This window comes from Pantoea phyllosphaerae (genome assembly GCF_051025595.1).
Lineage (GTDB): Bacteria > Pseudomonadota > Gammaproteobacteria > Enterobacterales > Enterobacteriaceae > Pantoea.
This window is the reverse complement of the sequence record NZ_JBPFDE010000001.1, coordinates 195,723-209,801: the sequence shown is the minus strand read 5'-3', so window position 1 is coordinate 209,801 and position 14,079 is coordinate 195,723. Positions and strand designations below refer to the sequence as shown.

12 protein-coding genes and 1 riboswitch are annotated in these 14,079 nt (G+C 61.1%); of the genes, 10 read left to right on the top strand and 2 right to left on the bottom strand.

Going from position 1 to position 14,079, the window contains the following annotated elements; all coding sequences use genetic code 11:
* Position 1: 1 nt before the first annotated feature.
* The 10 genes from mdtD (at position 2) to ACR6A7_RS00880 (ending at position 12,237) form a co-directional block, all read left to right on the top strand.
* Entirely contained in the window at positions 2-1,408 is a 1,407-nt protein-coding gene (gene mdtD / locus ACR6A7_RS00925; RefSeq protein ID WP_434122871.1) for a multidrug transporter subunit MdtD, read from the top strand.
* Positions 1,405-2,793: an envelope stress sensor histidine kinase BaeS gene (baeS, locus tag ACR6A7_RS00920; RefSeq protein ID WP_434122870.1), complete on the top strand. Its 1,389-nt coding sequence runs from the start codon at positions 1,405-1,407 to the stop codon at positions 2,791-2,793. Before mdtD ends, baeS begins: the two co-directional genes overlap by 4 nt.
* A gap of 6 nt (positions 2,794-2,799) precedes the next feature.
* Positions 2,800-3,507, top strand: coding sequence for an envelope stress response regulator BaeR (baeR, locus tag ACR6A7_RS00915; RefSeq protein WP_434122869.1), 708 nt, complete (start codon positions 2,800-2,802; stop codon positions 3,505-3,507).
* A gap of 117 nt (positions 3,508-3,624) precedes the next feature.
* The gene (gene trhP, locus ACR6A7_RS00910; protein WP_434123318.1) at positions 3,625-4,989 is read left to right on the top strand and encodes a prephenate-dependent tRNA uridine(34) hydroxylase TrhP; all 1,365 of its coding nucleotides are present in this window, start codon (positions 3,625-3,627) and stop codon (positions 4,987-4,989) included.
* A 222-nt stretch (positions 4,990-5,211) separates the two neighbouring features.
* A complete protein-coding gene (gene yegS / locus ACR6A7_RS00905; RefSeq protein ID WP_434122868.1) occupies positions 5,212-6,111 on the top strand; it encodes a lipid kinase YegS in 900 nt (299 codons plus the stop codon).
* Between the two features lie 216 nt (positions 6,112-6,327).
* Positions 6,328-7,542, top strand: a complete 1,215-nt coding sequence (gene manD / locus ACR6A7_RS00900; protein ID WP_434122867.1) for a D-mannonate dehydratase ManD — start codon at positions 6,328-6,330, stop codon at positions 7,540-7,542.
* A 10-nt stretch (positions 7,543-7,552) separates the two neighbouring features.
* Positions 7,553-8,560: a Zn-dependent oxidoreductase gene (locus tag ACR6A7_RS00895; protein ID WP_434122866.1), complete on the top strand. Its 1,008-nt coding sequence runs from the start codon at positions 7,553-7,555 to the stop codon at positions 8,558-8,560.
* Positions 8,561-8,641: 81 nt separating this feature from the next.
* Entirely contained in the window at positions 8,642-9,925 is a 1,284-nt protein-coding gene (locus tag ACR6A7_RS00890) for an MFS transporter (protein WP_434122865.1), read from the top strand.
* A gap of 64 nt (positions 9,926-9,989) precedes the next feature.
* Positions 9,990-11,450: a mannitol dehydrogenase family protein gene (locus ACR6A7_RS00885; protein WP_434122863.1), complete on the top strand. Its 1,461-nt coding sequence runs from the start codon at positions 9,990-9,992 to the stop codon at positions 11,448-11,450.
* 100 nt (positions 11,451-11,550) lie between these two features.
* Entirely contained in the window at positions 11,551-12,237 is a 687-nt protein-coding gene (locus ACR6A7_RS00880) for a GntR family transcriptional regulator (RefSeq protein ID WP_434122862.1), read from the top strand.
* A 60-nt stretch (positions 12,238-12,297) separates the two neighbouring features.
* Here the strand turns inward: ACR6A7_RS00880 and thiD are convergent, their stop codons facing one another.
* Together thiD and thiM are read right to left on the bottom strand one after the other, a co-directional pair.
* On the bottom strand, positions 12,298-13,098 hold the full coding sequence (gene thiD, locus ACR6A7_RS00875) for a bifunctional hydroxymethylpyrimidine kinase/phosphomethylpyrimidine kinase (protein ID WP_434122860.1): 801 nt from the start codon (positions 13,096-13,098) through the stop codon (positions 12,298-12,300).
* The gene (gene thiM / locus ACR6A7_RS00870; RefSeq protein ID WP_434123316.1) at positions 13,095-13,889 is read right to left on the bottom strand and encodes a hydroxyethylthiazole kinase; all 795 of its coding nucleotides are present in this window, start codon (positions 13,887-13,889) and stop codon (positions 13,095-13,097) included. The genes thiD and thiM overlap by 4 nt, the downstream gene beginning before the upstream one ends.
* Positions 13,890-13,923: 34 nt before the next feature.
* A riboswitch (TPP riboswitch) is annotated at positions 13,924-14,020 on the bottom strand.
* Positions 14,021-14,079: the final 59 nt, after the last annotated feature.

Sequence of the window (14,079 nt, the reverse complement as noted above, 5' to 3'; positions counted from 1 at the left end):
GATGAACGCCCAAAACGCCACGGTTCGCTGGCAGCTATGGATTGTCGCTTTCGGCTTCTTTATGCAGACGCTGGACACCACCATCGTCAACACCGCCCTTCCCTCGATGGCGCAGGATCTGGGCGTCAGCCCGCTGCATATGCATGCGGTCATCGTCTCCTATCTGCTGACGGTGGCGGTGACCCTGCCAATGAGCGGCTGGCTGGCGGATCGCTTCGGCGTGCGCAACATCTTCTTCAGCGCTATCGTGCTGTTCAGCGTCGGTTCGCTGCTGTGCGGCTTCTCTTCAACGCTGGATCAGCTGGTGATGGCGCGCGTGGTGCAGGGCGTCGGCGGCGCGATGATGGTGCCGGTCGGCCGCCTGACCGTGATGAAAATCGTGCCGCGCGCGCAGTATATGTCGGCGATGACCTTCGTCACCCTGCCGGGACAGATCGGCCCGCTGGTCGGCCCGGCGCTCGGCGGCGTGCTGGTGGAGTATGCCAGCTGGCACTGGATCTTCCTGATTAATATTCCGGTCGGCATCGTCGGCGCTATCGCCACCCTGACGCTGATGCCAAATTACTCGATGCAGACGCGGCGCTTCGATTTTCTCGGCTTTCTGCTGCTGGCCGTCGGCATGGCGACGCTGACGCTGGCGCTCGACGGCCAGCGCAGCAGCGGCGGCTCTCCCCTGCTGCTGGGCGCGATGATCCTGACGGGCCTCTTTTCGCTGCTCTATTATCTGATGCACGCGCGCGGCAACGACAATGCGCTGTTCAGCCTGAAGCTGTTCGACAACCGCCTCTACTCTATTGGCCTGCTCGGCAGCTTTTTAGGCCGCATCGGCAGCGGCATGCTGCCGTTTATGACGCCAATTTTTTTGCAGGTCGGCATGGGCTTTACGCCGTTTCACGCCGGGCTGATGATGATCCCGATGGTGCTGGGCAATATGGGCATCAAACGCATGGTGGTGCGCATCGTTAACCTGTTCGGCTATCGCAATACGCTGGTCTGCACCACGCTGGCTCTCGCCGTGGTGGTGCTGCTCTTTCCGCTGGTGGCGCTGCTTGGCTGGCTGTGGCTGTTGCCGCTGGTGCTGCTTATGCAGGGCATGGTGAACGCGCTGCGCTTCTCCTCGATGAATACCCTGACGCTGAAGGATCTGCCAGACGCGCTCGCCTCCAGCGGCAACAGCCTGCTGTCGATGATTATGCAGCTGTCGATGAGCGTCGGCGTCACCCTCGCCGGCCTGCTGCTGGGCGCGTTCGGCCAGGATGCGCTGGGCAGCAGCGAGAACACCCATACGATGTTTGTCACCGCCTGGGCCTGCATGGCGCTGATTATCGCCCTGCCCGCGCTGGTGTTCTGGCGCGTGCCGAAGGAAACCAGTCAGAACGTCGATCTGCGACGCCGGAGAAAATCATGAAGTTGCCGTTGCGCCTGGGCATCAGCGCCAAACTCTTTTTAGCCATTTTTTCCACCTGCATGCTGGTGCTGATCACCATGCACTGGGGGGTGCGTCTGAGTTTTGAGCACGGCTTTGTCGACTACATCAAGCGCGGCAACGAGCAGCGGCTCGCCATGCTCGGCGACGCGCTGGCCGATCAGTATGAACAGCACGGCAACTGGGATTTTCTGCGGCATAACGATCGGCTGGTATTCACCATGCTGCGCTCGCTGGAGCAGAATCCCGACAGCAATAACCAGCTGCCGCCGCACGGCTGGCGCACCCAGTTCTGGATTATCGACCAGCAGTATAAGGTGCTGGTCGGGCCGCGCGCGCCGGTGCCGCAGGAAGGCTCGCGCCGCAATATCACCACCAGCAACGGTAAGGTGGTCGGCTGGGTGGTAGGCTCGCCGCCGGAGCGACTGACGCGCAGCACCGATATCAATTTCGATCACCAGCAGAAGCGCACCAGCTGGCTGATTGTCGGCCTGTCGACGCTGCTGGCGGCGCTGGTCACCTGGCTGATGTCGCGCGGCCTGCTGGCGCCGGTCAAGCGGCTGGTCGCAGGCACCCATCATCTGGCGGCGGGCAATTTCGCCACGCGCGTCGAGGTTGGCAGCCGCGACGAGCTGGGCCAGCTGGCGCAGGATTTTAACCGCCTGGCCAGCTCGCTGGAAAAGAACGAGAGCATGCGCCGCGCCTTTATGGCCGATATCTCCCACGAGCTGCGCACGCCGCTGGCAATCCTGCGCGGGGAGCTGGAAGCGATGCAGGACGGCGTGCGCAAGCTGACGCCAGCGGCGATCGGCTCGCTGCAGAGCGAGGTGGCGGTGCTCAGCAAGCTGGTAGACGATCTGCACCAGCTTTCACTCTCCGACGAAGGCGCCCTCGCCTATCGCAAACAGGCCACCGACCTGGTGCAGCTGATGGAGGTGGTCGCCGGCAGCTTCAACGAGCGCTATCGCAGCCACGGGCTGACGCTGACGCTGCAGATGCCGGACGAGGCGCCTTTCTTCGGCGATCCCGATCGCCTGATGCAGCTCTTCACCAATCTGCTGGAGAACAGCCTGCGCTATACCGACGCGCCGGGCCAGGTCGAGGTGCGGCTCCAGTATGTGGCGCCTTACTGGCAGATGAGCTTTGCCGACAGCGCGCCAGGCGTTGACGCGCAGCAGCAGGCGAAAATCTTCGAACGTTTTTTCCGCACCGAAGGATCGCGCAATCGCGCCAGCGGCGGCTCCGGGCTGGGACTGGCGATCTGCAAAAATATCGTCGACGCCCACGGCGGCCATATCGCTGCGGAGCACTCTGATTTAGGTGGACTGAAAATCGCGCTACAATTGCGCTATGTCCCCCAGCCGTAACTGACGATGACCGCCGAAAAAACCGACCCGCTGATTCTGGTAGTAGAAGATGAGCCGAAGCTGGCGCAGCTGATGATCGACTATCTTGACGCCTCTAACTACCGCACGCACCATATCGCCCACGGCAGCGACGTGCTGCCTTTCGTCCAGCAGACGCCGCCCGATTTGATGCTGCTGGATCTGATGCTGCCCGGCAAAGATGGCCTCTCGCTGTGCCGCGAAATCCGCCGCTTCTCTGAGCTGCCGATCATTATGGTGACGGCGCGCACCGAGGAGATAGACCGCCTGCTTGGCCTGGAGATCGGCGCGGATGACTACATCTGTAAGCCTTTCAGCCCGCGCGAAGTGGTGGCGCGCGTGAAAACCATTCTGCGCCGCGTGAAGCGCGCGCCGGAAGAGAGCGGCAAGGCGTCGCCGCTGAAAATTGACGAAGGCCGCTTCCAGGCAAGCTGGCGCGAACAGCCGCTGGAGCTGACGCCTGCCGAGTTCCGGCTGCTGAAGACCCTGGCGCTGGAGCCGGGCAAAGTCTTTTCACGCGAGCAGCTGCTCAATCATCTCTACGACGACTACCGCGTCGTGACCGATCGCACCATCGACAGCCATATCAAAAATCTGCGGCGCAAGCTGGAGAATCTCGACGCCGACCAGCCTTTTATCCGCGCCGTATACGGCATGGGCTATCGCTGGGAAGCGGATCTGTGCCAGTTGATCTAGATCAACTGACTGGCAGGCGTCGCCGCCTACAATTTCGCACCTTTTGCCGGGCCACCTACCTTGCGGCCGCGGCACGTGCCGCACCGGGCGGCATGCTGACCTGACATCAGTGAGACGATCATGAAACCAGAACTGCTTTCTCCAGCGGGAACGCTGAAGAATATGCGCTACGCCTTCGCCTATGGGGCCGACGCGGTTTATGCCGGCCAGCCGCGCTACAGCCTGCGCGTGCGCAATAACGAATTCACCCATGACAACCTCGCCAGAGGCATTGCCGAAGCGCACGCGCTGGGCAAGAAGTTCTATGTGGTGGTCAATATCGCACCGCATAACGCCAAGCTGAAGACCTTTATTCGCGACCTGACGCCGGTGGTGGAGATGCAGCCGGATGCGCTGATCATGTCCGATCCCGGTTTGATCATGCTGGTGCGCGAGGCCTTTCCGCAGATGCCGATCCATCTTTCAGTGCAGGCCAATGCGGTCAACTGGGCGACGGTGAAGTTCTGGCAGCAGATGGGGCTGACGCGCGTGATCCTGTCGCGCGAGCTGTCGCTGGAGGAGATCGCAGAGATCCGCCAGCAGGTGCCGGAGATGGAGATTGAGATCTTCGTACACGGCGCGCTCTGCATGGCCTACTCAGGCCGCTGTCTGCTCTCCGGCTATATGAACAAGCGCGACCCGAATCAGGGCACCTGCACCAACGCCTGCCGCTGGGAATATAAGGTCGAGGAAGGTAAACAGGACGAGGTCGGCAATATCGTTGAGGTGCAGACGGTGACGCCGACGCTGGGGCTTGGCCAGCCAACCGATAAAGTGTTTCTGCTGGAAGAAAAAATGAAGCCGGGCGAAGTGATGAGCGCCTTTGAAGATGAGCACGGCACCTACATCATGAACTCAAAAGATCTGCGCGCCGTGGCGCACGTTGAACGCCTGAGCGAAATGGGCGTCCATTCGCTGAAGATCGAAGGCCGCACCAAATCGTTTTACTACTGCGCGCGGACGGCGCAGGTTTACCGCCGCGCGATTGACGACGCCGCAGCCGGCATACCTTTCGATCCGGCCCTGCTGACCACGCTGGAAGGTCTGGCGCATCGCGGCTATACCGAGGGCTTTCTGCGCCGCCATACCCACGACAGCTATCAAAACTATGCGCAGGGCTATTCCATCTCCGAGCGTCAGCAGTTCGTTGGCGAATTTACCGGCGAGCGGCGCGGCGACTGGGCGGAAGTCGCGGTGAAAAATAAATTTCTGCTCGGCGACAGCCTGGAGATCATGACGCCGAGCGGCAACCTGAACTGCACGCTGGAGGCGCTGCAGGACGCACGCGGCGGCGCCATTGAGGTAGCGCCCGGCGACGGCCATCGCGTCTGGATACCGGTGCCCGCAGACGTCGATCTCGCCTTTGGTTTGCTGCTGCGCAATTTTACCGACGGCAGCAGCACGCGCGATCCCCATAGCAAATTATTCACGTCGCGCAAGTAAACCGATGAAGTTAGAACAGGATCACAGACCATCGCGACGCACTCCTTTATAGTCGCGCCTGCTGCGAACGAGTAACAACTAATAGCTGTTGTATCAGGAACCACCTCATTCACCCGCCCGGCTCCCCCGTGCGGGTTTTCTTTTTTGCGCTTTTCTCCCGTAATTTTTTCCCCCTGACTATGCTATAAGCAGAAATCTTTGTCGGTTTTCAAGGAACGGGAAATGGAAAAACAACCGCTTACTCTACTTATTCTGAATGGCAAAGGCGCAGGCAACGAGGATTTGCGCGCGGCCGTCACCGCGCTGCGTGATGAGGGCTTCGACGTCGCCGTGCGCGTGACCTGGGAGAAAGGCGACGGCGAACGCTACGTTGAAGAAGCGCTGCGGCTGGGCGCTGAGACGGTGGTCGCTGGCGGCGGCGACGGCACCATTAACGAGATCGCTACCGCGCTGGCCGCCGTTGAGGCCGCGCGTCGGCCGGTGCTCGGCATTCTTCCTTTAGGCACCGCCAATGATTTCGCCACCAGCGTCGGCATTCCCGCCGAGATGGAGCCTGCGCTGCGCCTCGCGATCCAGGGCAAAGCCCACGTCATCGATCTGGCGCGGGTCAATCAGGACCGCTATTTCATCAATATGGCGACCGGCGGTTTCGGCACCCGTATTACCACCGAAACGCCAGAAAAGTTAAAATCTGCGCTGGGCGGCGTCTCCTATTTTATTCACGGCCTGATGCGCATGGATACGCTGAAGCCTGACAGCTGCGAGATTTCCGGCCCCGGCTTTCAGTGGCAGGGCGACGCGCTGGCGATTGGCGTCGGCAACGGACGTCAGGCAGGTGGCGGACAGCGTTTATGCCCATCAGCGCTGATTAATGACGGCCAGCTTGATGTAAGCATCGTCACCGCGCAGGAGCTACTGCCCACGCTGCTGCACTCGCTGACCAGCAACGATGACAATCCGAATATCGTCACCGCGAAGCTGACCTCGCTGCGTATCGTTTCCCCTAATGAGATGACCTTTAATCTGGATGGCGAACCGCTCTCCGGCAATGCGTTTGAGATTGAGGTGATGCCCGGCGCGCTAAGCTGCCGCCTGCCGCCGCAGTGCGCGTTGTTAGCCTGAGGCCGCCTTTCATGCGGTAAGACAAACGCTTACGCGGGCAACGGGCCCGCGTTTTAACTTTTACCCGCCCTGTAACGCAATCGGGCTGCATTCTTCGCGATCGGCAGCGCCAAATTCTCTCTGTGATTGCCTTCACAACTCTGTTACATCAACTTGTATGGTAGTATAAATGCGCGTATTTTTTCAGCATTGATTGCTGAAAGAAGGCCATGAGAGATGAAAATTGTTAGTGCTGACGTCTTTGTTACCTGTGCAGGCAGAAACTTCGTTACGCTGAAAATCACCACCGACGACGGCATTACCGGCATCGGCGACGCCACGCTCAACGGCCGCGAACTGCCGGTCGCTTCCTACCTGAAAGATCATATTTGCCCACAGCTGATCGGCCGTGACGCGCATCAGATCGAAGATATCTGGCAGTACTTCTATAAAGGCGCCTACTGGCGTCGCGGGCCGGTCACCATGTCGGCAATCTCCGCGGTCGATATGGCGCTGTGGGATATCAAAGGCAAAGCCGCCAATATGCCGCTCTACCAGCTGCTGGGCGGTGCATCACGCACCGGCGTCATGGTGTATTGCCATACTACCGGCCATACCATCGACGAAGTAATGGACGACTACGCGAAGCATAAAGAGATGGGCTTCAAAGCGATCCGCGCCCAGTGCGGCGTGCCGGGCATGAAGACAACCTACGGCATGGCGAAAGGCAAAGGTCTTGCCTATGAGCCAGCGACCAAAGGCAACTGGCCGGAAGAGCAGCTCTGGTCCACGGAAAAATACCTCGACTTTACGCCGAAACTGTTTGAAGCGATCCGCGACAAATTCGGCTTCAATGAGCATCTGCTGCACGATATGCATCACCGTCTGACGCCGATCGAAGCGGCGCGCTTCGGCAAGAGCGTGGAGGATTACCGTCTGTTCTGGATGGAAGATCCGACGCCTGCGGAAAACCAGGCGTGCTTCCGCCTGATCCGCCAGCATACCGTGACGCCGATTGCGGTGGGCGAAGTCTTCAACAGCATCTGGGACTGCAAGCAGCTGATTGAAGAGCAGCTGATCGACTATATCCGCACCACCATCACCCACGCGGGCGGCATCACCGGCATGCGCCGCATCGCCGATTTCGCCTCGCTCTATCAGGTGCGCACCGGCTCGCACGGCCCGTCGGATCTTTCGCCGGTCTGCATGGCGGCGGCGCTGCACTTCGACCTGTGGGTGCCGAACTTTGGCGTGCAGGAGTATATGGGCTTCTCCGAGCAGATGATGGAGTTGTTCGACGCCAGCTGGACGTTCGAAGAGGGCTTTATGCATCCAGGCGACAAGCCCGGTCTGGGGATCGAGTTTAACGAGAAGCTGGCGGCGAAATATCCCTATGAGCCCGCCTGTCTGCCGGTGGCCCGTCTGGAAGACGGCACGCTGTGGAACTGGTAAGGAGCGCATCATGAAAAGTGTCGTGATTGAACAACCTGGCGAGCTGGTGCTGGCGGAGCGTCCGCTGCCGACGCCTGCAGTGGGCGAAGTGCGCGTCAAGGTGAAATACGCCAGCATCTGCGGCTCTGACGTGCATATCTGGCATGGCCATAACCCTTTCGCGAAATATCCGCGCGTTATCGGCCACGAGTTTTTCGGCGTGATTGACGCGGTCGGCGACGCGGTCGACGCCAGCCGCATCGGCGAGCGGGTAGCGGTCGATCCCGTCGTGAGCTGCGGTAGCTGCTATCCCTGCTCGGTGGGCCGCCCTAACGTCTGCACCACGCTGAGCGTTATCGGCGTGCACCGCGACGGCGGCTTTAGCGAATATGCGGTTGCGCCGGCTGGCAATGCGTACCCGTTGCCGGCGGCGATCCCGGACAAGCTCGCCAGCATGGTCGAGCCTTTCACTATCGCCGCCAATATCACCGCGTTCCTCAAGCCGCAGCCGCAGGATGTGGCGCTGATCTACGGCGCCGGACCCATGGGCCTGACGGCGATTCAGGTGCTGAAAGGCGTGTTTAAGGTGGCGCAAGTGCTGGTAGTGGATCGTCTGCCGGAACGCCTTGCGCTGGCGCAAGCCAACGGCGCAGATCGGGTGTTCAACAACGCCGAGGTGCCGCTGGCGGCCCAGCTGGAAGGCGTGCAGCCGACGCTGATTATCGACGCCGCCTGCCATCCTTCTATTCTGGCGGAAGCGGCGGCGCTCGCCTCGCCCGCCGCCCGTATCGGCCTGCTCGGCTTCTCCGGCGAGCCCTGTAGCATTACCCAACAAAGCCTGACCAGCAAAGAGCTGTCGCTCTTTACCTCCCGTCTTAACAGCCACCGCTTCCCGCAGGTGATTGAATGGATGGAGCAGAGCCTGATCCAGCCGGAAAAACTGGTTACGCACTATTTTTCGCTCGACGACATCGAACGCGCCATGACGCTGTTCGAAAAAGACCCCCGCACCTGCTGCAAGGTTGTGCTGGCCATGTAGCGGTTGCCCTACTCTCACCGGGGATTCAGCCGGCAGCGCGCTGCCGGCGTAATATCACTATAAAAAAGCGTTGGAGCCACCATGTTCAAAAATCTGCGCTGGACAATCGTACTGCTGCTGTTCCTTGTTTACATGATCAATTACCTCGATCGTGTTGCCCTCTCCCTTACCCTACCGCTGGTCGAAAAAGATCTGGCGATCAACGCCGAACAGTTCGGCATGATCTTTGGCAGTTTCTTCTTCGGCTATGCCCTGTTCAACTTCGTTGGTGGCATCGCCACTGACCGCTTTGGCCCCAAAATCGTGCTCGCCGTCGCGGTCGGCATGTGGTCGCTGTTCTGCGGCATGACCGCGCTGGCAACCGGCTTCTGGTCGATGTTGATCCTGCGCGTGCTGTTCGGCATGGCGGAAGGCCCTATTTGCGCCTCGGCCAACAAAGCGATTAACGGCTGGTTTCCGAAAAAACAGGCGGCGACCGCAATGGGCCTGCTGAGCGCTGGCTCGCCGCTGGGCGGCGCGATCGCCGGGCCGATTATCGGCTATCTCGCGCTCGCATTTGGCTGGCGTCCGGCCTTCGTGATCATCTGCCTGATCGGTCTGGTATGGATGGCGATCTGGCTGTTCGTTTCGGCGGATAACCCGGCGAAGAGCCGACGCGTTTCTGCCGAGGAGCGCGCGCTGGTCGACCAGCTGAAAGCGGAGCAGCCGGGCGAAGAAGCGGATCTGGCACAGGCGTCACACGGTTTCGGCTACTATCTGCGTCAGCCGATTATCCTGGTCACCGCTTTCGCCTTCTTCTGCTACAACTATATTCTGTTTTTCTTCCTGAGCTGGTTCCCTGCCTATCTGGTGCAGGCGCACGGCCTGGATATTAAATCGATGTCGATCACGACCATGATCCCGTGGATTGTCGGCTTCGTGGGCCTCGCGCTCGGCGGCTGGATCTCAGACAAGATCTTCAATATTACCGGCAGGTTACTGCTCTCACGTAAAATTGTGCTGGTGGTCTCACTGTTCGCCGCCGCCGTTTGTGTAGCGCTGGCGGGTACGGTAAAAGAGGTCAACTCTGCGGTTATGATGATGTCGATCTCTATCTTCTTCCTCTACATCACCGGCGCTATCTACTGGGCGATTATTCAGGACGTGGTGCACAAAAGCCGTGTCGGCAGCATCAGCGGCTTTATCCATCTGGTGGGCAGCCTGTCGGGCATTATCGGTCCGATTGTCACCGGCTTTATCGTGCAGCATACCGGCAAGTTCGACAGCGCCTTCGTGCTGGCAGGCGGCGTCGCTGCCGTGGGTGCCTTCCTGGTGCTGTTCGTTATCCGCAGCCCGAAAGCGAGCAAGAAGCCGATTTCGGCGTAAGCAGCAGGTTTTATATGACTGAATCACGGGGCGCAGGACGCCCCGTATGCCATAAGGACGAACTATGTTAGAGATTGATCGCCTTCCCGCCGACGTGCAGCGCCCGCGCTACGATCGCAGCCAACTGAAAACCCGCATGGTGCATATCGGCTTTGGCGCTTTTCATCGCGCGCACCAGGCGCTGTGCAGCGACAAGCTGGCGGAACAGGGCAGCGACTGGGGCTATTGTGAAGTTAATCTCAACAGCGGCGAGCTGATCCAGGCGCTGCGCCAGCAGGATCACCTCTATAGCCTGACGGAAATGGCCGACGATTCGCTCAACACGCGGATTATCGGCGTGATTACCTCGTCGCTGCACGGCAAAAGCGACGGCATCGAGGCGGTGATCGCCGCCATGAGCCAGCCGGAGGTAGCGATTGTCTCAATGACCGTTACCGAGAAAGGCTACTGCCACCATCCCGCCAGCGGCGATCTCAACCCGGACCATCCCGATATTGTGCATGACCTGGCCCACCCCGACGCGCCGCGCTCGCTGCCGGGCTTGATTCTGGCCGCCATCCGCCGCCGCCGCGACGCTGACCTGCCGCCCTTCAGCGTGATGTCCTGCGACAATATGCCGGAAAACGGCCACGTCACGCGCAAGGTGATCCTGCAGCTGGCGCAGCGGCAGGATAGCGCGCTGGCGGACTATATCCAGCAGCATGTCACCTTCCCCTCGACCATGGTCGATCGCATCGTTCCGGCGATGACCGACAGCGCCTTTGCCCAGCTTGCCGAGCGTCTCGGCAGCCGCGATCCGGTGGCGGTGGAAGCGGAGCCGTTTTTCCAGTGGGTTATCGAGGATAATTTCGTCAGCGGCCGTCCCGCCTGGGAGCAGGCAGGCGCAGAGCTGGTTAAGGACGTGCTGCCGTTTGAGGAGATGAAGCTGCGTATGCTTAACGGCAGCCATTCGTTTCTGGCCTATCTCGGCTTCCTCTCCGGCTATGAGCACATCAGCGACTGCATGGCGGACGCAAACCTGCGCACCGCCGCGCGCAGGCTGATGCTGGAGCAGCAGGCGCCGACGCTGCGCACCCAGGGCGTGGATCTCACCGCCTATGCCGACTCGCTGATCGCGCGCTATGAAAACCGCGCCATCAAACATCGCACCTATCAGATAGCGACCGACGGCACGCAGAAGCTGCCGCAGCGCCTGCTCGACAGCGTGCGCTGGCATCTGCGCAACGGCAGCAACTGCGACCTGCTGCTGCTGGGCGTTGCGGGCTGGATGCGCTACGTCGGCGGCGTGGACGAGCAAGGCGCGCCGATCGAGATCCGCGATCCGCTGAAGGCGGAACTGGCGGAGCGCGTGGCCGCCAGCGACGAAGGCGAAGCGCGCGTGAAGGCGCTGCTGGGGATGAAAGCGGTGTTTGGCGAGGATCTGGCGCAGAATGCGGAGGTGGTCGCGACGCTAACGCGCTTCTGGCTGCAGCTGCGCGAGCATGGCGCGCGCGCTACGGTGGCGCAGGCGGTGGGGTCGCCGTAATTGTTCAGTGTCAAAAGCGCTGGCGCAGTCGCAGCGCGCTGATTAGACTGACACTTTCCCAATGGGCTGGCTGCCGCCAGCCGTAATACGGATATGCCGCATGTCTATCGCCTATACCATCACCACCAGCGAACCGGTCAACCAGCAGATTTATCGTTATCTGCGTAAGGATATCGTGACCTGCGTTATTCAGCCGGGTTCACTGCTGTCAGAAAAAGAAGTGTCGGCCCGGTTTAACGTGTCGCGTCAGCCGGTGCGCGAAGCCTTTATCAAGCTGGCAGAAGCGGGTCTGGTGCAGGTGTTGCCGCAGCGCGGCACCTTCGTGCGTAAAATTTCCGCACGCCGCGTCGCGGACGGCCGGTTTATTCGCGAAGCGGTAGAGGTGTCGGTGGTACGGCGCGCGGCGCTGGAGATTGAGCCGGTGGCGCTGTTGGCGCTGGAGCATAACCTCCAGCTGCAGAAGATGGCCGCCGCTCGCCATGACAGCCAGGCGTTTCTCAGCCTCGACGATGAGTTTCACCGCCTGATTGCCGAGAGCATCAACTGCCTGCTGGCGTGGGAGACGGTAGAGAATATCAAAGCGGCGATGGACCGCGTACGCTTTCTGACGCTGAGCGAGGTCTCGCCGCCGGACAGCCTGATTGAGCAGCACGAAGAGATCCTGTCCGCGCTGAAAAACCACGATGCCGACGCGGCCGAAGCGGCGATGCGGCGCCATCTGCAGGAGATGATTTTCTCAATTACGCCGATCGCCGAGCGCAACAGCGAGTGGTTTGAGTCGCTGTAACCCCGCCCCGCACATTGATAAAAAGGCCAGCACGCTGCTGGCCTTTTCTGTCTGTGACCTTTACCACCAGCGATGAAAATGGTGCACCGGCCCAATTCCCTCGCCCACTTCCAGCGTATCGGCCTGCATCAGCGCCTGCTGCAGCCAGGCCTTTGCCTCGCGCAGCGTGTTTGCCCAGCTGCTATGGCGCGGACGCAGCGCCGCCAGCGCGGCGGAGAGTGAACAACCCGTGCCGTGAGTATGGCGCGTATTGACACGCGGCGCGGTAAAGCGCTCCGCGCCGTCACGAGTGATGAGCCAGTCCGGGCTCTCGCTGTCGCTGAGATGGCCACCCTTCATCAGCACCGCCTGACAGCCAAGCGCCAGCAGCGCTTCCCCCTGCTCCAGCATCGCCTCTTCGCTGTGTGCTGGCGCGCACTCCAGCAGCGCCGCCGCCTCCGGCAGATTGGGCGTAATCAGCGATACCTGCGGCAGCAGCAGTTCGCGCACGCTGGCGATGGCATCGGGCGAGAGCAAGGGATCGCCGCTTTTCGCCACCATCACCGTATCCAGCACCACATAAGGGATAGCGGCTCGCTTCAGCTTTTCCGCCACGATCTGCACAATCGCGGTTTCCGAAAGCATGCCGATTTTCGCCGTGTCGATGCGCACGTCGCTTAAAACTGAATCTAGCTGTGCGCCAACAAACTCAGGTTCTATGCGATAGACCGACTGCACGCCGCGGGTGTTTTGCGCCACCAGCGCGGTAATGACGCTGGTACCGTAGGCGCCGAGCGCCGAAAAAGCCTTGAGATCGGCCTGGATGCCGGCGCCGCCGCTGGGATCGGTGCCGGCAATGGTCAGAGCGTTAATACGCTTCATGCGCGCGCCTCCTGTGCCAGCTGCCACAGGGCGTCGATAAACAGCGTGGCGCAGCTGCCGGGCGCGGCGATCTGCGCGGCGGCGCGCTCCCCCGCCAGCGCCATGACGCGGCAGGCGCTGGCGACGTTGTTCAGTCGGTCGCCGGGCAGGCTGCAAAAGGCCGCCACCACGGCGGAGAGCGCGCAGCCGGTGCCGACCACGCGCGTCATCAGCGCGCTGCCGCCAGGCACGCTTAGCGTCTCGGTGCCGTCAGTGATGTAATCGACCTCGCCACTGATCGCCACCAGCGTCTGATGTTGCCGCGCCAGCGCGCGCGCCGCCTCAAGCGCCGCCTCCGACTGGTGCTGCGTATCCACGCCGCGTCCGCCTGCGCCCTGCTGCGCCAGCGCGAGGATTTCAGAGGCGTTGCCGCGTATGGCGGCAGGCCGCAGCGTCAGAAGCTGCTGGCAGAACTCAGTGCGCAACCGCAGCGCGCCGACCGCCACTGGATCGAGTACCCAGGGCGTCTGCGCTGCGTTGGCGGCCTGTACCGCTGCCAGCATGGCGTCGCGGCGATCGCGCGTCAGCGTGCCGACATTGATCAGTAAGGCGTCGGCCATGGCGGCAAACTGCGCGGCCTCATCGGGATCGATCACCATGGCGGGCGAAGCGTTGAGCGCCAGCAGGACGTTAGCGGTCATATTCTGCACCACGTCGTTGGTCATGCAGTGCACCAGCGGCTGGCGCTGAACGAAACGGGCGAGAACGGGCGCGAAGTGCGCGTCGGAAAAGCGTTGAGGTTGGCGGATCATCATAACTCCCAACCGGCGAACAAGAAGGCGAATGCGGTCAGGCATCTGACTTCCCTACGCTGGCATTATCCAGATCAGGTAATACGGGTCTTTCTCAGCCTTCACAAAGAAGGGCACCCCGAGTCGTGTTGATTACATTTCTTTATCAATTAGTAGGTTACGCCAGGTCTCGTGCTGATACAAGATTGAA